The 26,427-nt window shown below is 73.2% G+C and carries 23 protein-coding genes; 20 read left to right on the top strand and 3 right to left on the bottom strand.

Annotated elements, in window-relative coordinates; all coding sequences use genetic code 11:
* Positions 1-7 precede the first annotated feature (7 nt).
* The 7 genes from CHF15_RS13065 (at position 8) to CHF15_RS13035 (ending at position 5,803) form a co-directional block, all read left to right on the top strand.
* Positions 8-1,222: an ROK family transcriptional regulator gene (locus tag CHF15_RS13065; protein WP_089223902.1), complete on the top strand. Its 1,215-nt coding sequence runs from the start codon at positions 8-10 to the stop codon at positions 1,220-1,222.
* Positions 1,219-2,091 (top strand): Gfo/Idh/MocA family protein, encoded by an 873-nt coding sequence (locus tag CHF15_RS13060; RefSeq protein WP_089223901.1) that lies wholly within the window; start codon positions 1,219-1,221, stop codon positions 2,089-2,091. Before CHF15_RS13065 ends, CHF15_RS13060 begins: the two co-directional genes overlap by 4 nt.
* A 103-nt stretch (positions 2,092-2,194) precedes the next feature.
* A complete protein-coding gene (locus CHF15_RS13055) occupies positions 2,195-3,061 on the top strand; it encodes an NAD-dependent epimerase/dehydratase family protein (protein ID WP_089223900.1) in 867 nt (288 codons plus the stop codon).
* Between the two features lie 137 nt (positions 3,062-3,198).
* The gene (locus CHF15_RS13050) at positions 3,199-4,074 is read left to right on the top strand and encodes a LysR family transcriptional regulator (protein WP_089223899.1); all 876 of its coding nucleotides are present in this window, start codon (positions 3,199-3,201) and stop codon (positions 4,072-4,074) included.
* 104 nt (positions 4,075-4,178) lie between these two features.
* Positions 4,179-4,532: a WhiB family transcriptional regulator gene (locus tag CHF15_RS13045; protein ID WP_089223898.1), complete on the top strand. Its 354-nt coding sequence runs from the start codon at positions 4,179-4,181 to the stop codon at positions 4,530-4,532.
* 72 nt (positions 4,533-4,604) lie between these two features.
* Positions 4,605-5,297: a hypothetical protein gene (locus tag CHF15_RS13040; RefSeq protein WP_245938803.1), complete on the top strand. Its 693-nt coding sequence runs from the start codon at positions 4,605-4,607 to the stop codon at positions 5,295-5,297.
* 65 nt (positions 5,298-5,362) lie between these two features.
* The gene (locus CHF15_RS13035; RefSeq protein WP_089223896.1) at positions 5,363-5,803 is read left to right on the top strand and encodes a hypothetical protein; all 441 of its coding nucleotides are present in this window, start codon (positions 5,363-5,365) and stop codon (positions 5,801-5,803) included.
* A gap of 36 nt (positions 5,804-5,839) precedes the next feature.
* On the opposite strand, the gene CHF15_RS13030 is transcribed toward CHF15_RS13035, so the two are convergent.
* The 3 genes from CHF15_RS13030 to CHF15_RS13020 form a co-directional block, all read right to left on the bottom strand.
* The gene (locus CHF15_RS13030; protein WP_089223895.1) at positions 5,840-6,277 is read right to left on the bottom strand and encodes a nuclear transport factor 2 family protein; all 438 of its coding nucleotides are present in this window, start codon (positions 6,275-6,277) and stop codon (positions 5,840-5,842) included.
* 135 nt (positions 6,278-6,412) lie between these two features.
* Positions 6,413-7,609: a globin domain-containing protein gene (locus CHF15_RS13025; RefSeq protein WP_089223894.1), complete on the bottom strand. Its 1,197-nt coding sequence runs from the start codon at positions 7,607-7,609 to the stop codon at positions 6,413-6,415.
* A 165-nt stretch (positions 7,610-7,774) separates the two neighbouring features.
* On the bottom strand, positions 7,775-8,575 hold the full coding sequence (locus CHF15_RS13020) for an alpha/beta fold hydrolase (RefSeq protein WP_089223893.1): 801 nt from the start codon (positions 8,573-8,575) through the stop codon (positions 7,775-7,777).
* A 251-nt stretch (positions 8,576-8,826) separates the two neighbouring features.
* Here CHF15_RS13020 and CHF15_RS13015 point away from each other — a divergent pair, with 251 nt between their 5' ends.
* The 13 genes from CHF15_RS13015 to CHF15_RS12955 all read left to right on the top strand — a co-directional run bounded on the left by CHF15_RS13015 (position 8,827) and on the right by CHF15_RS12955 (position 26,414).
* The gene (locus tag CHF15_RS13015; RefSeq protein WP_089223892.1) at positions 8,827-10,008 is read left to right on the top strand and encodes an ROK family transcriptional regulator; all 1,182 of its coding nucleotides are present in this window, start codon (positions 8,827-8,829) and stop codon (positions 10,006-10,008) included.
* 293 nt (positions 10,009-10,301) lie between these two features.
* The gene (locus CHF15_RS13010) at positions 10,302-11,483 is read left to right on the top strand and encodes an ROK family protein (protein ID WP_089223891.1); all 1,182 of its coding nucleotides are present in this window, start codon (positions 10,302-10,304) and stop codon (positions 11,481-11,483) included.
* 101 nt (positions 11,484-11,584) lie between these two features.
* Positions 11,585-13,129: a sugar ABC transporter ATP-binding protein gene (locus CHF15_RS13005; protein WP_089223890.1), complete on the top strand. Its 1,545-nt coding sequence runs from the start codon at positions 11,585-11,587 to the stop codon at positions 13,127-13,129.
* The gene (locus tag CHF15_RS13000) at positions 13,126-14,163 is read left to right on the top strand and encodes an ABC transporter permease (RefSeq protein ID WP_089223889.1); all 1,038 of its coding nucleotides are present in this window, start codon (positions 13,126-13,128) and stop codon (positions 14,161-14,163) included. The genes CHF15_RS13005 and CHF15_RS13000 overlap by 4 nt, the downstream gene beginning before the upstream one ends.
* Before the next feature lie 76 nt (positions 14,164-14,239).
* Complete coding sequence (locus CHF15_RS12995) at positions 14,240-15,286, top strand: substrate-binding domain-containing protein (RefSeq protein ID WP_179279766.1); 1,047 nt, start codon at positions 14,240-14,242, stop codon at positions 15,284-15,286.
* Between the two features lie 49 nt (positions 15,287-15,335).
* On the top strand, positions 15,336-16,550 hold the full coding sequence (locus tag CHF15_RS12990; RefSeq protein WP_410169636.1) for a Gfo/Idh/MocA family protein: 1,215 nt from the start codon (positions 15,336-15,338) through the stop codon (positions 16,548-16,550).
* Positions 16,551-16,578: 28 nt separating this feature from the next.
* On the top strand, positions 16,579-17,583 hold the full coding sequence (locus tag CHF15_RS12985) for a sugar phosphate isomerase/epimerase family protein (protein WP_089223887.1): 1,005 nt from the start codon (positions 16,579-16,581) through the stop codon (positions 17,581-17,583).
* Between the two features lie 298 nt (positions 17,584-17,881).
* Positions 17,882-21,601, top strand: coding sequence for a ThuA domain-containing protein (locus CHF15_RS12980; protein WP_089223886.1), 3,720 nt, complete (start codon positions 17,882-17,884; stop codon positions 21,599-21,601).
* Positions 21,602-21,696: 95 nt separating this feature from the next.
* Positions 21,697-22,851 carry an inositol-3-phosphate synthase gene (locus tag CHF15_RS12975; protein ID WP_089223885.1) on the top strand — a complete coding sequence of 385 codons (1,155 nt, stop codon included), beginning with the start codon at positions 21,697-21,699 and terminating at the stop codon, positions 22,849-22,851.
* Complete coding sequence (locus tag CHF15_RS12970) at positions 22,848-24,080, top strand: SCO3242 family prenyltransferase (protein ID WP_089223884.1); 1,233 nt, start codon at positions 22,848-22,850, stop codon at positions 24,078-24,080. Before CHF15_RS12975 ends, CHF15_RS12970 begins: the two co-directional genes overlap by 4 nt.
* Complete coding sequence (locus CHF15_RS12965) at positions 24,077-24,934, top strand: sugar phosphate isomerase/epimerase family protein (RefSeq protein WP_089223883.1); 858 nt, start codon at positions 24,077-24,079, stop codon at positions 24,932-24,934. Before CHF15_RS12970 ends, CHF15_RS12965 begins: the two co-directional genes overlap by 4 nt.
* The gene (locus CHF15_RS12960) at positions 24,931-25,566 is read left to right on the top strand and encodes an EboA domain-containing protein (RefSeq protein ID WP_089223882.1); all 636 of its coding nucleotides are present in this window, start codon (positions 24,931-24,933) and stop codon (positions 25,564-25,566) included. Before CHF15_RS12965 ends, CHF15_RS12960 begins: the two co-directional genes overlap by 4 nt.
* Positions 25,566-26,414 (top strand): TatD family hydrolase, encoded by an 849-nt coding sequence (locus CHF15_RS12955; protein ID WP_089223881.1) that lies wholly within the window; start codon positions 25,566-25,568, stop codon positions 26,412-26,414. Before CHF15_RS12960 ends, CHF15_RS12955 begins: the two co-directional genes overlap by 1 nt.
* Positions 26,415-26,427 lie beyond the last annotated feature (13 nt).

Raw genomic sequence — 26,427 nt, 5'->3', positions numbered from 1 at the left:
AGCACGGATGGCTACGCCCTGGAGCACCGCCGGACACCTGCTGGAACTGATCAGGACCGGGCAGGCGACCACCCGTGGGGAACTCCAGCGCGTGACGGGCCTGTCCCGCTCCACCGTCGGGCAGCGGCTGGACCAGCTCTTCGCCGCGGGCTGGCTGCGCACCGTACCCGGCGGGCAGTCCACCGGCGGACGGCCCTCCACCCACCTGCAGTTCGACTCCGGGCACGCCGCCGTGCTCGCCGCCGACCTGGACACCACCAGCGCCCGCGCCGCGGTGCTGGACCTGTCCGGGCGGGTACTCGCCGAGCACACCGGCGAGTTGCTGCTCGACCAGGGCCCGGACCGGGTGCTGGACGAACTCGGCCGGTGGTTCGCCAAGCTCGTCGTCGCCGCCGGCGTCCCGGCGGCCAAGGTGTGCGGCGTCGGCCTGTCGGTGCCCGGTCCCGTCGACTGGACCACCGGCGTGGTGGTCCGGCCGCCGATCATGCCGGGCTGGGACGGGTACCCCGTGCCGGCCCGGATGCAGGAGGCGCTCGCCCGCCACGCCGGACTGCCCGCCTCGGTGCCGGTCCTCGTCGACAACGACGCCAACCTGATGGCCCTGGGAGAGCAGCGCGACTCCTGGCGCGACTGCTCGGCCTTCGTCCTGGTCAAGGTGTCCACCGGCATCGGCGCGGGCGTCGTCATCGACGGCACCGCCTTCCGCGGGATCGACGGCGGCGCCGGCGACCTCGGGCACATCCGCCTGCACGACGCGTCCGACGCGCTGTGCATGTGCGGGTCCCACGGCTGCCTCGCGGCCGTCGCCAGCGGCCGCGCGCTGGCCGGGCAGCTCAGCGCCCTCGGCGTGCCGGCCGGCTCCGCCGCGCAGGTGCGGGAGCACCTCGACGCCGGCCATCCCGACGCGGTGCGCCTGGCCCGCGAGGCCGGCAGGCGCTGCGGCGAGGTGCTGGTCACGGTCGTGACCCTGCTCAACCCCGGTGTCCTGATGATCGCCGGGGACCTCGCCGAGACCCATTTCGTCACCGGGGTGCGCGAACTGCTCTACCAGCGCGCGCTGCCCCGGGCCACGCGCAACCTGCAGGTCGTGACCTCCCGCCTCGGTGACCGCGCCGCGCTCGCCGGCGCCACCGCCATGGTGGTCGAGCACCTCTACGCCCCGGACCAGGCCAACGAACGGCTGGCCGCCGCGGCCCCAACCGACCCTGGAGCACAACCGTGAACACCCCCGCCCCCGTCGAGGTCGGACTGATCGGCGCAGGCCCCTGGGCCCGCGCCATGCACGCGCGGATCCTCGCCGCCGGACCCGAGACGCGGCTCACCGCCGTCTGGGCCCGCAGGACCGAGGCCGCCCGCGAGATCGCCGACACCTACGGCGCGGTGACGGCCGGCAGCCCGGAGGAACTCTTCGACCGCTGCGAGGCCGTGGCCTTCGCCGTGCCGCCCGCCGTCCAGGCCGAACTCGCCGTACGGGCCGCGAAGGCCGGCAAGGCCCTGCTGCTGGAGAAGCCGCTCGGCCCCGACCTGGCCTCGGCACGCGCGGTCGCCGACGCCGTCGCGGAGGCCGGCGTCGTCTCCCAGATGGTGCTGACCAAGCGCTACCAGGCCGAGACCCGCGACTTCCTGCGGCGGGCCCAGGAGGCCGAGGTCACCGGCGCCCGGTCCTGCTACCTGCACGGGGCCTTCCTCGGCGGGGAGTTCGCCACGGGCTGGCGCCTGGAGCAGGGTGCCCTGCTCGACCTCGGCCCGCACCTCATCGACCTCCTCGACGCGGCCGTCGGCCCCATCACCTCGATCCGCGCCACCGGCGACCCCCGGCGATGGGTGGAGGTCACCTGCGAGCACGAGAACGGGGCGGTCAGCCAGGCCTCCCTCTCCGGCAGCGTCCGGCTGCCCAAGCCCCGCACCCGGATCGAACTCCTCGGCCCCGGCGGCGAGGTCGTCTACGACACCTCCGTCATCGACCACGAGGAGGGCTGGCCCGTCCTGCGCGCCGAATTCGCCGCCGCCGTCCGGTCCGGCCGCGCGGGCGAGCTCGACGCGCGCCGCGGACTGCGCCTGCAGGAACTCATCGACGCCGCCCTGCGCTGATACCCGGCGGGTATCACAGAGCGCGGAACAGGTCTTGGACGCGGCGCCCGCCCGGCCCGAAGACTCGGAGGTGTCACAGGACACCACGAGAGGGGCGAGCGTCATGAAGGTCTTCCTCACCGGAGGCTCCGGCTACATCGGCCGGGCCGCCATCGAGGCCCTGGTGCGCCGGGGGATCCAGGTCGCGGCCCTCGCGCGCAGCGAGGAATCGGTCCGGGCCGTCCGCGGGCTCGGAGCCGTACCCGTGCCGGGGGCCCTGACCGACACGGACGTGCTGCGGGCCGCCGCACGCGCCGCCGACGGGGTCATCCACATGGGCCAGCACTACGGTCCCGACACCGCCGAGGTCGACCGGGCGGCGGCCGAGGCGCTGCAGGACGGCGCCGGGCCGCGCCCGTACGTGCACACCGGCGGGGTGTGGGTCTACGGCGACACCGACGGCGTGGCCGACGAGGACGGCCCGCTGTCGCCGCCCCGCATCACCGCCTGGCGGACGGACAACGAGAAGCGCGTCCTGGCCCGGGCCGGGACTGGGGAACGGCCCGTCGTGGTCATGCCCGGCCTGGTCCACGGCCGCTTCGGCGGGCTCGTCGAGATGTTCTACGCGGCCCCCGGCCGGGAGACCGGCTCCGTGCCCTGCGTCGGCGACGGCGCCAACCACTGGTCGACCGTGCACGTCGACGACCTCGCCGAGCTGTACGTACTGGCCCTGAACGCCGCGCCCGGCTCGGTGTACGCCGGGGTCGGGGATCTCCACCCGACCCAGGCGGAGATCGCCCACGCGGTGAGCCGGGCGATCGGCCGCCCCGGAGCGGTCCGGCACCTGACGGAGGCGGAGGCCGAGGAGCGGATGGGCCCCATCGCCGAGGCCTTCGCCCTCGACCAGCGGCTCACCGGCGCCCGGGCCCGCCGGGAGCTGGGCTGGCGGCCCACCCGGTTCGACCTGCCGGCCGACCTCGCCCGCCCCTGAGCCCGCCTCTGAGCCCGCCTCTGAGCCTGCTCCTGAGCCCGCCCTGAACGTGCCCCCGAGCCCGCCCCGCTGAGAAGCGCGGCCCGGACGGATACGCTCGGATGTGTCCGTCCCGGCGGGAATGCGAGGAGGGATCCGTGGACCTCGATCTCCGCAAGCTGCGGTACTTCGTCGCGGTGGCCGAGGAACTGCACTTCGGCAGGGCGGCGGAGCGCCTGCACATCGCGCAGCCCGTGCTGTCACGGCAGATCAGGGCGCTGGAGGACGAGCTCGCGGTGCGGCTGTTCTCCCGCGACCGCCGCAGCACCGAGCTGACCGCGGCCGGCGCGCAACTCCTCGCCGACGCCGGACCGCTCCTGGCGGCCGCCGACGCGACCCGGCGGCGCGCCGCCCGCGCGGCCCGGGGCCGCGCCTCCTTCACCGTGGGCTTCATGCCCGGACTGATCGTCACGGGTGCCGTGCGGGAGCTCTCCCGCCGGCACCCGGAGCTGTCGGTCGAGGTCGTCAGGACGAACTGGGACGACCAGACGGCGGTGATCCTCGACGGACGCGTCGACGTCGGCTACGTCAGGATGCCCGTCGACACCCGGGGCCTGGCGACCCGCAGCCTCCTCGCCGAACCCCGCGTCGCGGTCCTGCCGGCGGACCACCCCTACGCCGGCAAGCCCGCCCTCCGTATCGCGGACCTGGCCGGCGAGCACCTCCTGCAGGACCCCGCCGCCGTGCCCGAGTGGCGGGACATCGCCCGGGAGCTCGCCGACCCGCGGCGGCGGCCGTCGGTTCCGGGCTTCCGTTCCGTCGAGGAGAAGCTCGAGAGCGTGGCCGCCGGCCGCGGCGTCGTCGTGCTGCCGCTGTCCACCGCGACCTACTACACCCGCGCCGACATCGCCCATGTCGAGATCGAGGACATCGGCCCCAACCGGGTGTTCCTGGCCTGGGACGGCAGCCGGCACGACCCGCTGCTCGAGGAGTTCGCCGGCATCGCGGTCGCCTGCGCCGACTCGTCCGCCTGACCGCTGAACGGTTTCCGCACCCGGTCCGTACTGAGGGCACGGGGACGAGAGGAGAAGCCCTGCGCGAAGGCGCGACGGGGCGGCGGAGCGGGAGAGAGACGCCGATGAATCTTGACGTGGTGGGGGAGCCGGGGCCGACGGGCGTCGCCGGCGGGGCCGACGTCTGGGTGGAGAACTGGGGAGCGCAGGCCATGTGCCGGATGGAGGACCCGGACGTGCTGTTCGTCCAGGGTGCCGCCCAGAAGCGTGTCAAGGCCGTGTGCGGCGGTTGTCCCGTGCGCACCGAGTGCCTGGCCGACGCCCTCGACAACCGCACCGAGTTCGGGATCTGGGGCGGTATGACGGAGCGTGAGCGCCGCGCGCTGCTGCGCCGCCGTCCCACCGTCACGTCCTGGCGCACCCTGCTGCGGACGGCGCGTCAGGCCTACGAGCGCGGGCCGCAGCGGGCCTCGGCCTGAACGCGCCGCCGCACACCGGAGGCGGCAGGGACCCAACACCGTTGTCGGACCGGGCTGTTACGGTCACCGGCCATGGCAGCAGACGATGGAATCGCGTGGATCGGCGGGCGCTGGCCGGATTCCGACGACCCCCTCCTGGGGGTGCAGGCCGGTCTTGTGTTCGCGGAGCACGTCGCGCCGCAGGACCTGGCGGTGGTCTTCGGCGCCGTCCCCTGGGAGATCCCCGAGCCCGTCGGCGCCGAGGCCAAGGCCGTCCACGAGAGGACCCACCCCCGTATCCGGGTCCCCGACGAACCCCGCCTCACCGCCTACGGGAAGGAGGGGGACTGGTCCTTCCTCGCCGGGAACTTCGACCACCTGATCCACTTCCGGGAGGACTTCGCGCTGCCCCGGGGGACGGGCCGGGCCGTCCTCCTCTACAACATCGCCGCGAAGGGCATGTACTGCATGGCCTACTTCGAGGACGGGCGCCGGGTGTGGAGCGGCGAGATCCACGGCCGCTTCGGCGGCGCCGCTGAACCGGACGGCGGGCACTACTTCGACCACGTGCCGGAGATGTCCTTCCTCAACCGGGCGATGCACGACGCGGGATGCCGTCCCGAGGTCCGCCATGCCGACGGGCGCCCGGTCTTCGAGAACGACGGCTGGATCACCGACTGGCGGGAGCGGTTCCTCAAGGGCCTGGAGATCGCCTTCGGGATCTCCGTGTGCCAGGAGGCCTTCGACGCGGGCCGGTACCCGCTGGCCTCCGTGTACGCGTCCTGATCACCGCCGGGCCGCCCGGACGGGCCGGATGGAACCGGGGCCGGGCGAACGGGCTCCATGGCCCGGTGAGCACCATCGTCGAGTTCTTCGTGGCGCCGGGTCACGAGACCGCGGCCTCGGTCGTGGCCGGCGGACCCGGCAGGGCCTTCGAGTCGCTGGAGTACGGCAACTTCGACGCCGAGGAAGCGCTGATCGAATGGGAGGGCATCGTCACCGGCCGGAGCTTCGGCGAACTCGTCGACGCCGGTGTGCCCGAGGCCGTCGCCGAGGCCGGCGACTGGGAGGGCCCCGTCGTCCTCGCCGTTTCCCGAGCCCTTCAGGACGCACTCGCCGCCGCCGACGCGTCCCGGCTCGCCGAGATCGGCGAAGCGTGGATCCGGGAGCGGGCGGCGGACGGGGAGGTGTTCGACCACGAGATCGTGACCGAGATCCTGGGCGGTCTCGCCCGGCTGGCTCGCGGCATCGGCGGGCGGGGCGGCTACCGCGTGTACTGCTGGACGGCGTAGGGGCGCGGACGTCACCGCCGGTCAACGCCCGCTCGATCAAGGGCCCGTGTCAGTCCGGCGCGCCGGTGCGTCGATCGGCGTGACGTTGGGCCCGGCCTCGCCGTAGGCGTCGAACCCGACGATCCTGCCCTCCTCGACCGTGAAGACGTGGACGACCGCGGAGTCGAAGGGCCCGCCGGTCCCGCGGCCCGCGCCCTGTGTCCGTCCCACGGCGACGACCTGGCCGCCCTCCTCGAAGAGCCGGTCGGTCTCGATGCGGCTCTCGATCATGTGGAACGTCTTCTTGAAGAACGCGGCGAAACCGGCGAGTCCGGGGTCGGCGCCCCCGCCGGGCAGTGCGTCGGTCACCCGGATCCGGATCCCCGGGGAGGCGATGGCGGCCAGGGTGTCCCGGTCGGACCGCAGCATGGCGTCGTACATCGCCTCGGCGACCTCTTGTGGGGCCGCGCTCCCGGATCCGGGTGTCTCGGGCATGGCGATCTCCTGAGGTGATTCAAGGATCAACTGTTGGGAAGGTTGTCGGATCGTAGGCGAGCATAGGGGAGTCGGGGGTTCCTTCGCCGGGCGGTCCGAACCGCGGAATCCGGCGGCTTCCGGCGCGTCCCGCGGTCAGCTCGGGGCGTGCCACATGTCGGGACCGAACACCTCGTGGCGGATCGCCGCGGGAGCCACGCCGGCCCGCACCAGCCCGGGCCGCAGTGTCCTGGTGAACGAGGTGGGGCCGCACAGATAGGCGCGCGTCCCGGGTGCCACCTCCACCTGGGACAGGTCGGGCGCCCCCTGACGGGCGTGCGGCGGTGCTCCCGCCGGGTCCTCGTACCAGAGGTGCAGCCGCCCGCCGAGCCGCCGCACGCACTCCTCCACCTCGAAGCGCAGCGGATGCGTCCACGGGGTGCGGTCGTGGTGGAGCACCGTGACCGGCCGGCGCGAGCCCGTGGCGCTCAGCTGCCGCAGCATGCTGACCAGCGGTGTCACGCCGATGCCCGAGGAGGCGAGGAGCAGCGGGGCGTCGGAGTCGTCCAGGACCACCTCGCCGTACGGCGGCGACATCTGGACGGCGGCTCCGAGCCCCAGGTGCTCGTGCAGGAAGGTCGACACCTCTCCGGCCGGGCGCGCCGCGTCGCCGCGGTGCCTGCGCACCGTGACCCGCCACAGGGGGTCCGCCGGCGCCGACGACAGGCTGAACTGGCGCAGCTGGAACGCCCCGTCGGGCAGCGCGGCGGCCATGGTGACGTACTGCCCGGCCTGGAACGGCTCGGCCGCGGCGCCGTCCACCGGCTGCAGGTGCAGGGAGACGACGTCGAAGGCCTCCTCGGTGCGCAGCACGACCTGCCAGTACCGCCACGCCTCGCCCGGTTCCGCGCCCACCGACGCGTACAGCTCCCGCTCGCTGCCCGCGAGGCCGTTCGCCATGAGCCAGTACGCCTGGTCCCAGGCCGCCGCGGCCTCGGGGGAGAGCGCGCCGCCGAGCACGTCGGAGAAGGCCCGCATCAGGTACCGGTGCACCAGCGTGTACTGCTCCGGTGTGACGCCCACCGAGGCGTGCTTGTGCGCGATGCGCCGCACGACGTCCTCGGGCCGTATGTAGGGCCGGTGCGCCAGCAGCGACGCGAAGCCGACGAGGGCGGAGGCGATGGCGTTCTGCTGCTCGCCGTTCGCCTGGTTGCCCCGGTTGAACATGCGGTGCAGCAGGTCGGGGTGCTCGTCGAAGAGCGACCGGTAGAAGTGCCGGGTGATGTCGGTGATGACCGGGCCCACCGACGGCAGGCTCTCGGCGATCAGGTCGCGGGACCGCGCGGACAGCATGGGGTTCCCCAACTCGGACGTGGTGCGGGCATGCCGCGGCGAACCGGCGTCGCGCCGTGTTCCGCGCAGGGCGGCACGACGCGAGCGGTTTAACTTGCATCCAGGATGATACTTATAGCGCCGCGGAACGGCCCACCGGGTCGCACGCTCCCTTCGGGCGGTCCGTCAGCCGAGCGAGTCGAGGAAGGCCGACATCGCCTGGCGCAGTGCGTCCGGGCGCTCCAGATGGACGTCGTGGCCCGCCCCGGGGACGCCGACGGCCACCGCCCGCGGCTGCCGGCGGCACATCTCCTCGGCCTCCTCGGCCCCGATGATCCCCTTCTCGGCGAGCACGACCAGCGTCGGGCACCGCAGCGCGTCCCACTCCTGCCAGAAGGCCCGCTCCGCGTTCTCCCGCAGGGACGCCACCATGACGTCGCGGTCGAAGCGCGGCCACCAGCCGTCCTCGCGCCGCTCCAGGCCCTCCGCCCAGCCCCTGCCGACCGGGCCGCCGCCGAGGAACGCGGCGGCGGACTCCACCGAGGGGAAGGGCACCGGCCAGGAGTCAAGCCACGCCCCGATGTCCGCGGGAACGCCCGGGTTCGGTCCGCCGGGTCCCGCCTCGACCAGCACCAGGGCGCGGACCAGGTCCGGGCGGGCCGCGGCCGTCAGCATCGCGGTGTGGCCGCCGAGCGACTGGCCGACCAGGATCACCGGCCCGGTGCCCGACCGGGTGATGACGGCCACCGCGTCCTCCACATAGGCCGCCCGGGAGACATCCCCGGGACGCCGCTCGGAGGCGCCGTGCCCCCGCTGGTCCACGGCGACCACGCGATGACGCGGGCTCAGCCACCGCGCGGTGCCGTCCCACTCGCCCGCGTGGCCGGCCAGGCCGTGCAGCAGGACCACCGACGGCCCCGGACCGGGCCGGTCCCGGCACTCCAGCCGTACGCCGTCGCGGAGCACCGTCATCCGGGACCACGTCATCACGAACCCCCCTTCCACCGGCGCGGAGGGCCCGCGCCGCGTGCTGTCGCCCCGCACCCTGCCGGACGCGGTGGGCGCCCGCAAACGGCGCCCCGCCGGTCGCCCGGAGAGGCGGCCTCCGGGTGCCTTTCGGCGGTTTCTTCCCGCCCGCCCACCCCGGTGGTACGGTCCGGTCCAGTCGTGGCCCCGCCCGGAGGGTGACGAGACGCACCCGAGGGTGACCGGCGAGGGAGAAGCGCGACGTGAGACGGATGACGGCCCGTCCGGCGAACGGGCACCAGGCGCGGGTGCTGCGCCTGCTGCGCGACGCGGGCCCGCAGTCGCGGGCCGTGCTCGGCGACCAGGTGGAACTCTCCCGGTCCAAGCTGGCCGTCGAGGTCGACCGCCTGCTGGAGACGGGTCTCGTGGTCCCCGACGGACTCGCCGCCTCCCGCGGCGGACGGCCCTCCCACAATGTGCGCCTCGCCCCCTCGCTGCGCTTCCTGGGCGTGGACATCGGCGCCACCTCGGTCGACGTGGCGGTCACCAACGCCGAGTTGGAGGTGCTCGGCCACCGCGCCGCGCGGTACGACGTGCGCGAGGGACCGGTCGCGGTGTTCGAGCAGGTACTGGCGATGGCGGCCGACCTGCGCGAGGCCGGTGCCGCGGAGAGCTTCGACGGCGCGGGGATCGGGGTGCCGGGGCCGGTGCGCTTCCCCGACGGCGTGCCGGTCGCCCCGCCGATCATGCCCGGCTGGGACGGGTTCCCCGTCCGGGAGGCGATGAGCCAGGAACTCGGCTGCCCCGTCCTGGTCGACAACGACGTGAACCTGATGGCGCTGGGGGAGCAGCACGCCGGGGTCGCCCGTTCCGTGCGGGACTTCCTCTTCGTCAAGATCGGGACCGGGATCGGCTGCGGCATCGTCGTGGGCGGACAGGTCTACCGCGGGGTCACCGGCAGCGCCGGGGACATCGGGCACATCCAGGTGGTGCCGGGCGGGCTCTCCTGCGCCTGCGGCAACCACGGCTGCCTCGAGGCCTACTTCGGCGGCAGCGCCCTGTCCCGGGACGCGGCCGCCACGGCGGCCGCGGGCGGATCGGCGGCGCTCGCCGACCGGCTGGCCGCGGCGGGGACGCTGACCTCCGCCGACGTGGCGGCCGCCGCGGCGGCCGGGGACGGCGCGGCCCTCGACCTCATCCGGCAGGGCGGCAACCGCACGGGGCAGGTCATCGCCGGCCTGGTGAGCTTCTTCAACCCCGGACTCGTCGTGATCGGCGGCGGACTCACCGGCCTGGGGCACACCCTCCTGGCGAGCATCCGCAGCCAGGTGTACGGCCAGTCGCTGCCGCTGGCCACCGGCAACCTGCCGATCGTCCTCAGCGAACTCGGCCCGACCGCGGGAGTGGTCGGCGCCACCCGCCTGATCAGCGACCACGTCTTCTCGCCGGTGTGATCCCCCGGCGGGCACGGCCCGCCGGTACCCGGCCGTTCCCCTCCGTTCGCCGTGCCGTTGCCGTGGGTTCGGTGTCGGCGGCGTCCACGGCCCTTGTACGCCAGGTGAGTTGGCCCGCGTCCAGACTTTGTCCTGGAACCGGGAAAAGACCTTGTCGATTCCTGCGCAACTTCTTCCCCCACCGGGCGGGCGCTGCTACTTTCCCATCGAAAGCCTGACGGAGCGGGACCGGCCGATGCCGGTCCGGTATCCCCATGCCGAGGGCCGGGGGAGGTGAGGGGCACGTGAGACGCATGACAGCTCGACCCGCCAACGCGCACCAGGCGCGGCTCCTGCGGCTGCTCCGTGACGGCGGACCCAACTCCCGTGCCCAGATGGGGGACCAGATCGACCTGTCCCGTTCCAAGCTCGCCGTCGAGGTCGACCGGCTGCTGGAGACGGGCCTCGTCGTCGCGGACGGCCTGGCCGCCTCGCGCGGCGGGCGGCGTTCGCACAACATCAGGCTCGCACCGGGCCTGCGTTTCCTCGGCGTCGACATCGGCGCCACCTCGGTCGACGTGGCGGTCACCAACGCCGAGCTGGAGGTGCTCGGCCACCTCAACCACCCGATGGACGTCCGTGAGGGTCCGGTCGCCGTCTTCGAGCGGATCCTGGAGATGGCCGCCAAACTGCGGGCCGCCGGCCTCGCCGAGGGCTTCGACGGGGCGGGCATCGGGGTGCCGGGGCCGGTGCGCTTCCCCGAGGGCGTCCCCGTCGCCCCGCCGATCATGCCGGGCTGGGACGGCTTCCCGGTCCGCGAGGCGCTCAGCCAGGAACTGGGCTGCCCCGTCATGGTCGACAACGACGTGAACCTGATGGCCATGGGGGAGCAGCACGCCGGGGTCGCCCGCTCCGTCGGCGACTTCCTCTGCGTCAAGATCGGCACCGGTATCGGCTGCGGCATCGTCGTCGGCGGTGAGGTGCACCGCGGTGTGACGGGCAGCGCCGGCGACATCGGCCACATCCGGGTCGAGGCCGACGGACGCGCCTGCGCCTGCGGCAACAAGGGCTGCCTGGAAGCCCACTTCAGCGGCGCCGCGCTCACCCAGGACGCCCTGGAGGCGGCCAGGTCGGGGCGGTCCCCGGCCCTCGCCGCCCGGCTCGAGGCGGCCGGGCAGCTCTCCGCCGTCGACGTCGCCGCGGCGGCCGCGGTCGGCGACGCGGCGGCACTGGAACTCATCCGCGAGGGGGGCAACCGCGTCGGGCAGGTCATCGCCGGACTCGTCAGCTTCTTCAACCCCGCACTGGTGGTGATCGGCGGCGGCGTCACCGGTCTCGGCCACACGCTGCTCGCCAGCATCCGCAGTCAGGTCTACCGCCAGTCGCTGCCGCTCGCGACCGGCAACCTGCCCATCGTCCTGGGTGAACTGGGCCCCACCGCCGGCGTGATCGGCGCGGCCCGGCTCATCAGCGACCACGTGTTCTCCCCGGCCTGATCCCCCCACCGGCCAAGGCTCCACCGGCACCACGGCACCACCGGCTCCACCTGCACGCCTTGCACGCGCACGTGTCACCCGCACCCGCCGAGGGGATCGTCATGGCACCTGAACCACCGGCACCGCCGCCCCCGACAGCACCTCCGCTGCTCACCATGTCCGGCATCACCAAGTCGTTCCCCGGCGTCCGCGCCCTGGACGGCGTCGACCTGGACGTCCAGGCCGGCGAGGTGCACTGCCTCCTCGGCCAGAACGGCGCGGGGAAGTCCACCCTCATCAAGGTGCTCGCCGGGGCCCACCAGCCCGACGGCGGGGAGATCACCTGGCGCGGGGAGCCGGTGTCGCTGAGGTCGCCGATCGCCGCCATGCGGCTCGGCATCGCCACCATCTACCAGGAACTCGACCTGGTCGAGGGGCTGTCCGTGGCCGAGAACGTCTTCCTGGGCCACGAACCGACCACCGCCGGCTTCGTCGTGCGCGGACGTGACGCCCGCCGTGAGGCCGCCGTGCTGCTGCGCCGGCTCGGCCATGCCGAGATCGACCCCGCCCGCCACGTCGGCGACCTCTCGGCCGCCCAGCAGCAGATCGTCTCGATGGCCCGGGCGCTCTCCCACGACGTGCGCCTCATCGTCATGGACGAGCCGTCCGCCGCGCTGGACCCCGAGGAGACCGACAACCTGCTGCGCATCGTCGGGCAGTTGACCGCCGACGGCGTCGCGGTCGTCTACATCTCCCACCGGCTGGAGGAGATCCGCCGCGTGGGCGACCGGGTCACCGTGCTGAAGGACGGCCGCGCGGTCGCCAACGGGCTCCCCGCCAAGTCCATGCCCACGCGGGAGATCGTGGCGCTCATGACGGGCCGTGACGTCGAGTACGTCTTCCCCCGGCGCCCCGCGGCGCCGCGCTCCGGCGACCCCGTCCTGCGAGTCGAGGGACTCGCCCGCGACGGCGAGTTCGCCGCGGTCGACCTCGAGGTGCGCCCGGGCGAGATCGTCGGGCTCGCCGGACTCGTGGGCTCCGGACGGTCGGAGATCCTCGAGACGCTCTACGGCGCCAGGAAGCCCACCGCAGGCCGGGTCACCGTCGACGGCCGGCCCCTCAAGCCCGGCAGCGTCCGCTCGGCCGTCCGCGCCGGGATGGGGCTGGCGCCGGAGGAGCGCAAGGCGCAGGCACTGCTGATGCTGGAGTCCGTCACCCGCAACGTGTCGGTCTCCACGCTCACCCGCTTCTCCCGGGCGGGCTGGCTCGACCGCAGGGAGGAACGACGCGCCGCCCGGGAGTCCACCCGGTCGCTGTCGCTGCGGCCCGACAACCCCGACGCCCTGGTGCGCACCCTGTCCGGCGGCAACCAGCAGAAGGCCGTCCTGGCCCGCTGGCTGCTGCGCGGCTGCCGTGTCCTGCTGCTCGACGAGCCGACCCGGGGCGTCGACGTGGGTGCCCGCGCCGAGCTGTACGCGGTGATCCGCCGGCTCGCCGACGACGGGCTCGCCGTACTCCTCGTCTCCAGCGAGGTCCCCGAGGTCCTGGGGCTCGCGGACCGGGTGCTGGTGCTCCGCGAGGGACGCGTCGTGCACGCGGCGCCCGCGACGGAGCTGGACGAACACCGCGTACTCGACCTTGTCATGGAAGGGAGCCCGAGCCGATGACACAGCCCGCATCCGAGGCCCCGCAGGCACCGACGCCGCCCGCGGAAGCGCCTCCCGCCACGAAGGGCGGCGGCCGGCGTCCCGCGCTGGGGCTCCACGCCGACGTCCGCAACCTGTCCCTCCTCGGCGTCCTCGCCGCCCTCGTCCTCGTCGGCGGCATCACGCAGCCCGACGCCTTCCTGGACGTCTCCAACCTCCAACTGGTGCTCACCCAGGCGTCCGTCATCGGTGTCGTCACCGTCGGCATGACCTTCGTGATCACCAGCGGGGGCATCGACCTGTCCGTCGGCGCGATCGTCGCACTCGCCTCCGTGTGGGCGACGACCCTCGCCACCCAGGAGTACGGCTTCACGGGCATCCTCTTCACCGCGGTCGTCGTCGGCGTCGGCTGCGGGCTGGTCAACGGGGTGCTCATCGCCTACGGCGGCATGGTGCCGTTCATCGCGACCCTCGCCATGCTCGCCTCGGCGCGCGGGCTCGCCCTGTACCTCACCGACGGCAAGACGCAGATCGTCACCGTGAACTCGGTGCTCGACCTCGGCCTTCCCGCCACCTACGTCCTCGGCATCCCGCCGCTGGTGCTGGTCTTCGCCGGGGTCACCGTCATCGGCTGGCTGGTGCTGAACCGGACGACCTTCGGGCGCAGGACCGTGGCCGTCGGCGGCAACGCGGAGGCGGCCCGCCTCGCCGGCATCGACGTCCGCCGGCAGCGGCTCTACCTCTACCTGCTGTCCGGGCTGTGCTGCGGCATCGCGGCCTTCATGCTGATCATCCTGTCCGGCTCGGGCCAGAACACCAACGGCAACCTCTACGAACTCGACGCCATCGCCGCGGCGATCATCGGCGGCACGCTGCTCAGCGGCGGCCGCGGCACGATCGTCGGCTCCGTCCTGGGCGTCCTGGTGTTCATCACCATCCAGAACATCTTCGCCCTCAACAACCTGGAGAGCGCCGTCCAGCAGATCGCCAAGGGAGCGATCATCGTGGCCGCCGTCCTGGTCCAGCGCAGCACCGTGCGCAACGGCGACGGCTGACCCAGCCCGTCGCGCCCGGCTCCACCCGACAACCCGCACGCGCCCGCACCGCCCTATCCCGAAGGGTTTCACCGTCATGCCACGAATCCCGGTCACCAGCCGCAGAGGACTGCTCTTCGGCGCCGCCGCCGTCTCCGCCGGAGCGGCCCTCACCGCCTGCACCAGCAACGAGCCGAAGAAGGCCGGCACGGCCGCCACCACGGCGGCGGCCGCCGACGACAAGCCCGGCACGCCGGTCACGATCGGCTTCGCCGGCCCGCAGGCCGACCACGGCTGGCTCAACGCCATCAACCAGAACGCCAAGGACCGCGCCGCGAAGTACTCCGAGGTGACGCTGGAGATCACCGAGGGCTCCAACGACACCGCCGCCCAGATCGGGCAGATCCAGACGCTGATCAACAAGAAGGTCGACGTCCTGGTCATCCTGCCGGCCGACGGCAAGGCCCTCACCCAGGTGGGTCTGCAGGCCATGAAGGCCGGCATCCCGGTGATCAACCTGGACCGGGTCTTCGCCTCCCCGCAGGCGTACCGCTGCTGGATCGGCGGCGACAACTACGGCATGGGGCTCAACGCCGGCCGCTACATCGGCGAACAGCTCAAGGACAAGCCGGACGCCAAGGTCGTCGAGCTCGCCGGCATCGACAACCTGGAGCTGACCCGGCAGCGCACCCAGGGCTTCGACGACGCCCTGAAGAACTACCCCAACATCAAGAAGGTCGCCCGGCAGGCCGCCGAGTTCACCGTCGAGACCGGCCAGGCCAAGATGGCCCAGCTGCTCCAGGCGCAGAAGCAGTTCGACGCGCTGTGGAACCACGACGACGACCAGGGCGTCGGTGCCCTGCGCGCCATCGCGCAGGCGGGCCGCGACGACTTCTTCATGGTCGGCGGCGCCGGGTCCAAGTCCGCGATGGACGCCATCAAGGCCGACAACGGCGTGCTGAAGGCCACCGTCCTCTACCCGCCCACCATGGCCGCCTCCGCCATCGACCTGGCCCGCGCGCTCGGCCAGAAGAAGGGCGTCGGCGGGATGTCGGAGCTGGAGATCCCCGCGTCGATCACCCTGTACTCGGCCGTCGTCACCAAGGAGAACGTCGACGAGTACCTGCCGACGGGCTTCATTTAACGGATCCGCCCCGCCCGTCCGAACCGAGCAACCGACGAGGAGCAACGGCATGGCTGATATGGCCGGCAACGAAGACAGTGAGGCAGGGGCCGCTTCGCCGGCGCTCGGCATCGGCATGGTCGGCTACGCCTTCATGGGCGCCACCCACTCCCACGCGTGGCGCACCGTGGGCCACGTGTTCGACCTGCCGATGAGGCCCGTCATGGCCGCGATCGGCGGCCGGGACGCGGACGCCGTCCGGGCCGCGGCCGCCCGGCACGGCTGGGCGGCCGCGGAGACGGACTGGCGGGCACTGGTGGACCGGGACGACGTCCAGCTGGTGGACGTGTGCACCCCCGGCGACAGCCACGCCGAGATCGCCGTCGCGGCGCTCGAGGCGGGCAAGCACGTGCTGTGCGAGAAGCCGCTGGCGAACTCGGTCGCCGAGGCCGAGGCCATGGCCGCGGCGGCCGAGCGGGCGGCCGCCCGCGGCCAGGTGGCCATGGTCGGCTTCAACTACCGGCGGGTGCCCGCGGTCGCGTACGCCCGGCGGCTCATCGCGGACGGGAAGGTCGGCACGATCCGCCACGTGCGGGTGACCTACCTCCAGGACTGGCTTGTGGACCCGGACTTCCCGCTGACCTGGCGGCTCAAGCGCGAGTACGCGGGTTCCGGGGCGCTCGGGGACCTCGGCGCGCACGCCGTCGACCTCGCGCAGTACCTGGCGGGGGAGCTCCTGGTGGGCGTCTCGGCGCTCACCGAGACCTTCGTACGGGACCGGCCCGAGCTGGACGGCGCCTCGTCGGGGCTGTCGGGCTCCGGGAGCGCGCGGCGGGGACCGGTGACGGTCGACGACGCGGCGCTGTTCACCGGGCGGCTCACCTCGGGGGCGCTCGCCTCGTTCGAGGCCACCCGGATGGCCTCGGGGCGCAAGAACGCGCTGCGGCTGGAGGTCAACGGCGAGCGCGGCTCGCTCGCCTTCGACCTGGAGCGGCTGAACGAGCTGTCGTTCCACGACCACACGGAGTCCGCCGAATCGGCCGGCTTCCGGCGGATCCTGGTGACCGAGCCGGGCCATCCGTACCTGGAGGCGTGGTGGCCGCCCGGCCACGCGCTCGGCTACGAGCACACCTTCACCCACCAGGCGCGCGACCTCGTCGTCGGCATCGCCGAGGGGGCCGCCCCGGCGCCGTCGTTCGCCGACGGCCTGCAGGTGCAGCGCGTCCTGGCGGCGGTGGAGGAGAGCGCCGAGAAGAACGCCGTCTACACCCCCGTCCCCTCCTGACCACGTCCGTACCGAGGAGGCCCTCGCCGTGCCACGACCCTTCACACTCTTCACCGGCCAGTGGGCCGACCTGCCCCTGGAGGAGGTCTGCCGACTCGCCCGCGACTTCGGTTACGACGGGCTCGAACTCGCCTGCTGGGGCGATCACTTCGAGGTCGACAAGGCCCTCGCCGACCCCGCGTACCTCGACGGGCGGCGGGCGCTGCTCGACAAGTACGGACTGAAGTGCTGGGCGGTCTCCAACCACCTGGTCGGACAGGCCGTCTGCGACAACCCGATCGACGAGCGCCACAAGGGGATCCTGCCCGCCCGCATCTGGGGCGACGGTGAGCCGGAGGGCGTGCGGCAGCGCGCCGCGCGCGAGCTCGCCGACACCGCGCGCGCCGCGGCGGCCTTCGGGGTGCGCACCGTCATCGGCTTCACCGGCTCGTCGATCTGGCACCTGGTCGCCATGTTCCCGCCGGTGCCGGAGCGGATGATCGAGCGCGGCTTCGAGGACTTCGCCGAGCGGTGGAACCCCGTTCTGGACGTCTTCGACGCCGAAGGGGTCCGCTTCGCCCACGAGGTCCACCCGGCCGAGATCGCCTACGACTACTGGACCACGCACCGCGCGCTGGAGGCCGTCGGCCACCGGGCGGCGTTCGGACTGAACTTCGACCCGAGCCACTTCGTGTGGCAGGACCTCGACCCCGTCGGGTTCCTGTGGGACTTCAAGGACCGCATCTACCACGTCGACTGCAAGGAGGCCCGCAAGCGCCTCGACGGCCGCAACGGGCGCATGGGCTCCCACCTGCCGTGGGGCGACCCGCGGCGCGGCTGGGACTTCGTCTCGGCCGGGCACGGCGACGTGCCGTGGGAGGACGTGTTCCGGATGCTGCGGTCGATCGGATACGACGGCCCGATCTCGGTCGAGTGGGAGGACGCCGGTATGGACCGGCTCGTCGGCGCGCCGGAAGCGCTTTCCCTCCTGAAGCGCTATGACTTCGACCCGCCGGCGGCGTCCTTCGACGCCGCGTTCGGAGGCAACGACTAAGGCGTCGCCGCAGGTCACAGCCAGCAGTCCGCAGCCCGGCGGCCACCGCCGCCGGGCCTGTCGGGCTGCCCCGGCACGTCTTTGTCCTGACCCGGGAGAAAGTTCAACTTATCTACTGCACAAGGGCTTTCGGTCCCGGACGAACCCGGCTACCGTCCCTGAGGTGTACAGGACACAGGCCTGAAACACGAGGCCGGTCCTGACGTGGCACCCCCGACCAGCGTGACGGCGCACGCCGGTCCCCGGATCTTCCGCACGGCAGCTGCATCCGCCCGTACGACCTTCCCGGAGGACACACGTGCACAGAAAACGGCCCGGAGCACCCAGAAGCCGATTCCGGCAGGGACTCGCGCTCCTCACCGGCGGCCTCCTCGCCGCCACCTCCCTCGTCGTCTCCGCCCCCTTAGGCGCCTCGGCCCGGCCTCTCGATACGGAGCCCGCGGCAGCGGCGGCGGAGGAGTTCCAGCAGGTCACCCTCGCCAAGGGCGAGCCCGAGACCGGCGAGCCCATGTCGCTCGCGGTCCTGCCCGACCGCAGCGTGCTGCACACCTCGCGCGACGGCGAGCTGCGCAGGACCGACGCCGCCGGCGACACCACCGTGATCGGCACCGTCCCCGTCTACACGCACGACGAGGAGGGCCTCCAGGGCGTCGGCATCGACCCGGACTTCAGCGAGAACCGGGCGATCTTCCTCTACTACGCGCCCCTGCTCGACACCCCCGCGGGCGACGCCCCCGACCAGGGGACCGCCGAGGACTTCGCCAAGTTCGACGGCGTGAACCGGCTCTCGCGCTTCACGCTGAACGCCGACTGGACCCTTGACCTCGGCAGCGAGAAGAAGGTCCTCGACGTCTCCACCACCCGCGGCATCTGCTGCCACGTCGGCGGTGACATCGACTTCGACGCCCAGGGCAACCTGTACCTGTCGACGGGCGACGACTCCAACCCCTTCGCCTCCGACGGCTTCTCGCCCATCGACGACCGCCCGGGCCGCAACCCCGCCTACGACGCGCGCCGCACCTCGGGCAACACCAACGACCTGCGCGGCAAGCTGCTGCGGATCAAGGTCGCCGACGACGGGTCGTACACGATCCCCGACGGCAACCTCTTCGCCCCGGGCACGGACAAGACCCGGCCCGAGATCTACGCCATGGGCTTCCGCAACCCGTTCCGCTTCAGCGTCGACAAGCAGACCGGCATCGCCTACGTCGGCGACTACGGCCCCGACGCCGGTGCGGCCGACCCGAAGCGCGGCCCCGGCGGCCAGGTCGAGTTCGCCCGCGTGACGAAGGCCGGCAACTTCGGCTGGCCCTTCTGCACCGGTGACAACGACCCGTACGTCGACTACGACTTCGCCACCGGGCAGTCCGGCGAGACCTTCGACTGCGCCGCCCCGAAGAACGAGTCCCCGTACAACACGGGCCTGACCGACCTGCCGCCCGCGCAGGCCGCATGGCTCCCCTACGACGGCGGTTCGGTGCCCGAGTTCGGCTCCGGATCCGAGTCCCCGATGGGCGGCCCGGTCTACCGGTACGACCCCGAGCTGGACTCCCCGGTGAAGTTCCCCGAGGCCTACGACGGCGACTTCTTCGCCGGCGAGTTCGGGCGCCGCTGGATCAAGCGCATCGAGCAGGGCGAGGACGGCACCGTCCAGTCCATCAACAACGTCCCGTGGACCGGGACGCAGATCATGGACATGGCCTTCGGTCCGGACGGCGCGCTGTACGTCCTCGACTACGGCACCGCCTGGTTCGGCGGTGACGAGCACTCCGCCCTCTACCGGATCGAGAACGCCACCGACGGCCGCTCCCCGAGCGCCGAGGCGTCCGTCAACAAGACCTCGGGCACCGCGCCGCTGAAGGCCACCTTCTCCTCGGCAGGGACCATCGACCCCGACGGCGACACGCTCACCTACAGCTGGGACTTCGGCGACGGCGGCACCTCCACCGCGGCGAACCCGGCACACACCTACCGCAAGAACGGCACCTACACCGCGACCCTCACCGTGAAGGACCCGACCGGGCGCACCGCGTCCGCGAGCGTCCAGGTCGTCGTCGGCAACACCGCGCCCAAGGTGACGCTGGAACTGCCGGCCGAGGGCGCCCTGTTCAGCTTCGGCGACGAGATCCCGTTCAAGGTGACCGTCACCGACCCCGAGGACGGGACCGTCGACTGCTCCAAGGTCAAGGTCACCTACATCCTCGGCCACGACAGCCACGGCCACCCCGTGACCTCCGCCAACGGCTGCTCCGGCGCCATCAAGACCTCCGCCGACGGCGGCCACGACCCCAACGCCAACATCTTCGGTGTCATCGACGCCGAGTACACCGACGGCGGAGGCGGCGGCCAGGAGGCGCTCACCGGCCACGACCAGGCGCAGCTGCAGCCGCGCCACCGGCAGGCCGAGCACTTCACCTCCTCGTCCGGCGTCGACCTCTTCGACAAGGCCGAGGCCCACGGCGGCCGTACCGTCGGCAACATCGACAACGACGACTGGATCTCGTTCAAGCCGTACAACCTCACCGGTTCCGTCCGGCTGAGCGCCCGGGTCTCCTCCGGCGGCGCGGGCGGCTTCCTGGAGGTGCGCACCGGCTCGGCGACCGGCCCGATCCTGGGCTCCGCCCCCGTCCCGGTCACCGGCAGCTGGGAGAGCTTCCAGGAGATCGACGTACCGCTGCGCGCCGTGCCGAAGAAGACCACCGAACTCTTCCTGGTCTTCAAGGGCGGCTCCGGGGCCCTCTACGACCTGGACGACTTCGAGCTCTCCGACGTTCCGGCCGACCGCGCCGCCAAGCGCGTCCTGGTCTTCTCCAGGACCGCCGGCTTCCGCCACGACGCCATCCCCACCGGGATCGCCGCGCTGAAGGAGCTCGGCGCCACCGCCAACATCACCGTCGACGCGACAGAGGAGCCCAAGCAGTTCACCAGCAACAACCTGGCGCGCTACGACGCCGTGGTGTTCCTGTCGACCACCGGTGACGTCCTCAACGCCGAGCAGCAGCAGGCGTTCGAGAACTACGTCAAGGGCGGGGGCGCCTACATGGGTGTCCACGCCGCGGCCGACACCGAGTACGACTGGCCCTTCTACGGTGGTCTCGTCGGCGCCTACTTCCAAGGCCACCCGCAGATCCAGAAGGCCACCGTCCGTGCCGAGGACCACGACCACCCGGCCACCGCGCACCTCGACGAGGCCGGCTGGGAGCGCACCGACGAGTGGTACAACTACCGCACCAATCCCCGCGGTCAGGCCCGCGTCCTCGCCACCCTGGACGAGACCACCTACCAGGGCGGCACCATGAAGGGCGACCACCCCATCGCGTGGTGCCAGACCTACCAGTCCGGCCGCTCCTTCTACACCGGTCTCGGGCACACCAAGGAGTCCTACGCCGAGCCGGCCTTCCGCCAGCACCTGCTGGGCGGACTGCGCTACGCCGTCGGCCAGGTCAAGGCCGACTGCAAGCCGCAGACGGGCTACCGCGACCTGTTCAACGGGCACACCTCGGAGGGCTGGAAGCAGGCGGGCCCCGGCAAGTTCAACGTCGTCGACGGTGAACTGCGCACCGAGGGCGGCATGGGCCTGCTGTGGTACCAGGCCAAGGAGTTCGGCACGTACTCGCTGAAGTTCGACTGGAAGATGGACGGCGACGACAACTCCGGTGTCTTCGTGGGCTTCCCGGCCTCCGACGACCCCTGGTCCGCGGTGGACAAGGGCTACGAGATCCAGATCGACGCCTCCGACGCCCCCGACCGGACCACCGGCTCCGTCTACAGCTTCAAGTCGGCCAACCTCAAGGCCCGCGACCAGGTGCTGCGTCCCCCGGGCCAGTGGAACAGCTACGAGATCAAGGTCCAGGGTGAACGGCTGCAGGTCTTCCTCAACGGAGTGAAGATCAACGACTTCACCAACACCGACCCGGCCCGCAGCCTGAAGGACGGCTACATCGGCCTGCAGAACCACGGGGCCGACGACCAGGTGTCCTTCCGGAACATCCAGATCAAGGAACTGCCCTCCTCGTAGGGCGGGTCCTGCCGGCACCCACGAGCCGGCGGCGGGCGGGGAGACGCCGTGCCCCCGCCCGCCGCCCCCCACCACTCGCACCAAGGGAGGCAGCCGTGACGAACCCGCCCGCTCCGGCACCGGCATCGGACAACCAGTCGTCCTCGCGCACCGGAGTGTGGCTCATCGGAGCCCGCGGCTCCGTCGCCACCACCGCCGTCGCGGGATGCGCGGCGGTCACCGCCGGGCTCCACCCCGCGACGGGCATGGTGAGCGAGACGGCACCCTTCGCCTCGGCCGCACTCCCACCACTGCCGTCCCTGGTCTTCGGCGGCCACGACACGGCAGCCTGCCCGCTGGGCAAGCGGGCGGAACAGCTCGCGGAGGGCGGCGTGCTGCCGCACGGCCTGCCCGTCGCGCTCCACGCCGAACTCGCAGCCGCGGACCGGGAGATCCGCACCGGCGGCCCGCTCCCCGGCGACACCCGCGGCGACGAGGAGCTGATCGCGGCCTTCGCCGCGGACATCACCGACTTCACCCGGCGCCACGACCTGGCCCGGACCGTCGTCGTCAACGTCGCCTCCACCGAGCCCGTGCCCGAGCCCGGGAGCGACCGCCTGCCGGCGAGCTCCCTCTACGCGGCGGCGGCGATCGAGGCCGGCTGCGCCTATGTGAACTTCACCCCCTCCACGGGCATACGCACCCGGGCCCTCGCCGAGGCGGCCGCCGCCCGCGGCCTCCCCCACGCGGGCCGGGACGGCAAGACCGGGCAGACCCTGCTGCGTTCCGTCCTCGCCCCGATGTTCGTGCAACGCGCCCTGTCGGTGCGGGCCTGGTCCGGCACCAACCTGCTCGGCGGCGGCGACGGCGCGGTCCTCGCCGACCCCGCGGCGGCCGCGGCGAAGAACGCGGGAAAGGAACGCGTCCTCGCCGACACCCTCGGCGCCGCCCCCGAGGGCGAGGTGCACATCGACGACGTCCCGGCCCTCGGCGACTGGAAGACGGCCTGGGACCACATCGCCTTCGACGGCTTCCTCGGCACCCGCATGGTGCTGCAGACGACCTGGCAGGGCTGCGACTCCGCCCTCGCCGCCCCGCTCGTCATCGACCTCGCCCGCTTCGCGGCGCGCGCCCACGAGGCCGGGCTGAGCGGCCCCCTCCCGGAACTGGGCTTCTACTTCAAGGCCCCCGACCCGGGCGCCCCCGCCTCCCTCTCCGATCAGTACGGCGAGCTGCTGGCCTTCGCCGCCCGGCTGGGGGAGTCCCGGTGAGGGCTCCGGGAGCGCGGCGGCTGCGGGCCCTGGCCTTTGTGGCGGCCCTCGGCGCCGTGACGGCGTTCGCCACGCGCCGCCCACCGCGCGGCGCGGCGCAGGACGCCGTCCCGCGGAACGGGGCGGCGGAGGGGGCCGTCCCGGGCGGGCCCGGCCGTGCCCGGCCCGCCGGGCCTCGGAGTGACGGCGCCGCCGGGAAGGCCGACGCCGCCGAGATCGCGGACGGCTCCGGGGCGGAACGGCCCGCTGCGGGCACACGGCTGTGGGACTGGGCCGAACTCTTCCGCGTCTCGGCACTGTTCACCGTTCCGGGCGACGCCCTCGCGGGCGCCGCCGCGACCGGGCGGCGCCCCGGTCGCGGCACATTCCTCGCCATCGGCAGCTCGCTGTGCCTCTACCACGCGGGCATGGCGCTCAACGATTGGGCCGACCGCGACGAGGACGCCGTCGACCGCCCCCACCGCCCCCTCCCGTCGGGCCGGATCAGCCCGGCCGCCGCCCTGACGGCCGCCGGAGCACTCACCGCGACCGGCCTTGCCCTCGCGGCCCGCGCGGGACGTGCCCCGCTCGCCCTCGCCACCACCCTCGCGGCGACGGTCTGGGCGTACGACCTGCGCCTGAAGCACACGGCGGCGGGCCCGGCCGCCATGGCCACGGCACGCGCCCTCGACCTGGTGCTCGGCGCGACGGCCACCCGCCCCCGGGCCCTGGCCGCGGCGCTGCCCCACGCCGCCCTGCTCGGCGCGCACACCTACGCGGTCACCACCGTCTCGCGCAACGAGACGCGGGGCGGCTCCAGCACCGCACCGCTCGCCGCGCTGGTCACGACCACGGCGATCGCCGCCGTCACCACCACCGACGCCGCCCGTACGCTACGCCGGCTGCGCACGTCCGGACGCCCGCCGGCGGCCACCGCCCGGCACGGGGCGGGCGGTGGCCGCCGCGCGCGACCGGTGGCACCACCGACGGGGCCACCACCGGCATTGCCCCACGCCCTGACGGCACTGGCCTCCGCCGCCTATGCCGGCACCGCGCTCACCCCCTACCTGCACGCCGCCCTCAATCCGTCACCACCTCTCACCCAGCGCGCGGTCGGCGGCGGGATCCGCGCCATGATCCCGCTGCAGGCAGCCCTGGCGGCCCGATCCGGCTCGGGTGCCTCCGCGGTGGCCGTCCTTGCCCTCGGCCCCGTCGCCCGCCGGATCGCCGGGAAGGTGAGCCCCACATGAGCCTGCGCCTCGGATACGGGACCAACGGCCTCACCGACCTGCGTCTCGACGACGCCCTCGCCCTCCTCGCCGACCTCGGCTACGAAGGCGTCGGACTCACCCTCGACCACATGCACCTCGACCCCCTCGCACCCGACCTCGGCCCCCGCACCCAGCGCCTCGCGCAACGGCTGTCCGCCCTCGGCCTCGAGGTCACCGTCGAGACCGGCGCGCGCTACGTCCTCGACCCACGTCGCAAGCACGGCCCCTCCCTTCTGGACCCGGACCCCGACGCCCGGGCCGCCCGCACCCGGCTGCTCGTGCGGGCCGTCCGGGTCGCCGCGGACCTCGGGGCCCACGCCGTGCACTGCTTCAGCGGGATCACGCCCGCCGGCACCTCGTCCACCACCGCATGGCAGCGGCTCCAGGACGCCCTCGCACCCGTCCTGGACGCGGCGTCCGCCGCCGGGATCCCCCTCGCGGTCGAGCCCGAGCCCGGTCACCTCCTTGCGTGCCTCGACGACTTCCACCACCTGCGCGGCCTGCTCGGCGACCCCGAACCGCTCGGACTCACCCTCGACATCGGCCACTGCCAGTGCCTGGAACCGCAGTCGCCGGCCGACTGCGTCAAGCAGGCCGCTCCCTGGCTGCGCCACGTCCAGATCGAGGACATGCGCCGCGGCGTCCACGAACACCTCCCCTTCGGCGACGGGGAGATCGACTTCCCGCCCGTCCTCCAGGCCCTGGCGGACAGCGGCTACGAGGGCCTGACCGTCGTCGAACTTCCCCGCCACTCCCACGCCGGACCCGAACTCGCCCGTACCTCCCTCGACTTCCTGCGCTCCCACATCCCCACGAACGGAGCCACGGCATGACGACACCCACCCGCGAGGTACTCCACGACCGGCTCGGCGACGCCGCCCGCGCCTGGCTGGACGCGGCCCTCGCCGAAGCCGGAGCCGCCCCCGGCGGCGCCACGGACGACGACACCCCCACCGCACCCTCCTCCCCGCCCGCCTGGGAACAGCACTTCGCCTCCGCGGGCCGCCAGTGCGGCCAGGAGCACGCCGACGCCGCCCGCGTGCTGCTGCTGCGGGAGGCCCGCGCCGACGCCCCCACCCTGACCCGCCTGTACCGGCAGGGCACCGCCGCGGAGCGCCGCGCCGTCCTCCTCGCGCTGCCCCACCTCGAGCCGGCCCCCGCCGACGGGGTGCCCCTCGTCGAGGACGCCCTGCGCACCAACGACACGCGGCTGGTCGCCGCCGCCGTCGGCCCGTACGCCGCGGAGCACCTCGATCCGCACACCTGGCGCCACGCCCTCCTCAAGTGCCTGTTCACCGGGGTGCCGGTGGACGCCGCCGCCCGGCTCGGGCAGCGAGCGCACGGCGACGCGGAACTGGCCCGCATGCTCGGCGACTACGCGGCGGAACGCACCGCCGCGGGCCGGCCCGTCCCCGCGGACCTCCACCGCGTCCTCGCCCTGACGTCCCGGACGGAGGAGTCCTGATGCGCATCTTCGACCCCCACATCCACATGACCTCCCGCACCACGGACGACTACGAGGCGATGTACGCCGCCGGTGTCCGCGCCCTGGTCGAACCCTCCTTCTGGCTCGGTCAGCCCCGTACCTCTCCCGAGTCCTTCTTCGACTACTTCGACTCCCTCCTGGGCTGGGAACCCTTCCGTGCCGCGCAGTACGGCATCGCCCACCACTGCACCGTCGCCCTGAACCCCAAGGAGGCCAACGACCCGCGCTGCCTCCCCGTCCTCGACGCGCTGCCGCGCTTCCTCGTCAAGGACAACGTCGTCGCCGTCGGCGAGATCGGCTACGACTCGATGACCCCGGCCGAGGACACCGCCCTCGCCGCCCAGCTCCAGCTCGCCGCCGACCACGGCCTGCCCGCCCTCGTCCACACCCCGCACCGCGACAAGCTCACCGGGATGCGCCGCACCATCGACGTCGTCCGCGAATCGGCGCTCGACCCCGAGCTCGTCCTGCTCGACCACCTGAACGAGACCACGGTCAAGGAGGCCGCCGACAGCGGCTGCTGGCTCGGCTTCTCGATCTACCCCGACACCAAGATGGACGAGGACCGCATGGTCGCCGTCCTCAAGGCCCACGGCACCGAGAAGATGCTGGTCAACTCGGCCGCCGACTGGGGAAAGAGCGACCCCCTCAAGACCCGCAGGACCGCCGACGCGATGCTCGCAGCGGGATTCACCGACGACGACGTCGACCAGGTCCTGTGGCGCAACCCCGTCGCCTTCTACGGCCGCAGCGGCAGGCTGCAGCTCGACGCCGCCGCCCCGGGGGACCTGCACGAGGGCAACTCCATCCTCCGCGGCGGGGAATGAGGAGGCGGTACCC

It is taken from the genome of Actinacidiphila glaucinigra (assembly GCF_900188405.1).
GTDB classification, from domain to species: domain Bacteria; phylum Actinomycetota; class Actinomycetes; order Streptomycetales; family Streptomycetaceae; genus Actinacidiphila; species Actinacidiphila glaucinigra.
Note: the sequence above shows the minus strand (reverse complement) of the source record. Positions and strands in the feature narration are given on the sequence as shown.

Bases quoted from the DNA above. Each gene is read 5' to 3' on its own strand.
- CHF15_RS13065 (WP_089223902.1), top strand. From the start codon at position 8: ATGGCTACGCCCTGGAGCACCGCCGGACACCTGCTGGAACTGATCAGG.
- CHF15_RS13055 (WP_089223900.1), top strand. From the start codon at position 2,195: ATGAAGGTCTTCCTCACCGGAGGCTCCGGCTACATCGGCCGGGCCGCC.
- CHF15_RS13045 (WP_089223898.1), top strand. From the start codon at position 4,179: ATGAATCTTGACGTGGTGGGGGAGCCGGGGCCGACGGGCGTCGCCGGC.
- CHF15_RS13040 (WP_245938803.1), top strand. From the start codon at position 4,605: ATGGCAGCAGACGATGGAATCGCGTGGATCGGCGGGCGCTGGCCGGAT.
- CHF15_RS13030 (WP_089223895.1), bottom strand. From the start codon at position 6,277: ATGCCCGAGACACCCGGATCCGGGAGCGCGGCCCCACAAGAGGTCGCC.
- CHF15_RS13025 (WP_089223894.1), bottom strand. From the start codon at position 7,609: ATGCTGTCCGCGCGGTCCCGCGACCTGATCGCCGAGAGCCTGCCGTCG.
- CHF15_RS13020 (WP_089223893.1), bottom strand. From the start codon at position 8,575: ATGACGTGGTCCCGGATGACGGTGCTCCGCGACGGCGTACGGCTGGAG.
- CHF15_RS13015 (WP_089223892.1), top strand. From the start codon at position 8,827: ATGACGGCCCGTCCGGCGAACGGGCACCAGGCGCGGGTGCTGCGCCTG.
- CHF15_RS13010 (WP_089223891.1), top strand. From the start codon at position 10,302: ATGACAGCTCGACCCGCCAACGCGCACCAGGCGCGGCTCCTGCGGCTG.
- CHF15_RS13005 (WP_089223890.1), top strand. From the start codon at position 11,585: ATGGCACCTGAACCACCGGCACCGCCGCCCCCGACAGCACCTCCGCTG.
- CHF15_RS13000 (WP_089223889.1), top strand. From the start codon at position 13,126: ATGACACAGCCCGCATCCGAGGCCCCGCAGGCACCGACGCCGCCCGCG.
- CHF15_RS12995 (WP_179279766.1), top strand. From the start codon at position 14,240: ATGCCACGAATCCCGGTCACCAGCCGCAGAGGACTGCTCTTCGGCGCC.
- CHF15_RS12990 (WP_410169636.1), top strand. From the start codon at position 15,336: ATGGCTGATATGGCCGGCAACGAAGACAGTGAGGCAGGGGCCGCTTCG.
- CHF15_RS12965 (WP_089223883.1), top strand. From the start codon at position 24,077: ATGAGCCTGCGCCTCGGATACGGGACCAACGGCCTCACCGACCTGCGT.
- CHF15_RS12960 (WP_089223882.1), top strand. From the start codon at position 24,931: ATGACGACACCCACCCGCGAGGTACTCCACGACCGGCTCGGCGACGCC.
- CHF15_RS12955 (WP_089223881.1), top strand. From the start codon at position 25,566: ATGCGCATCTTCGACCCCCACATCCACATGACCTCCCGCACCACGGAC.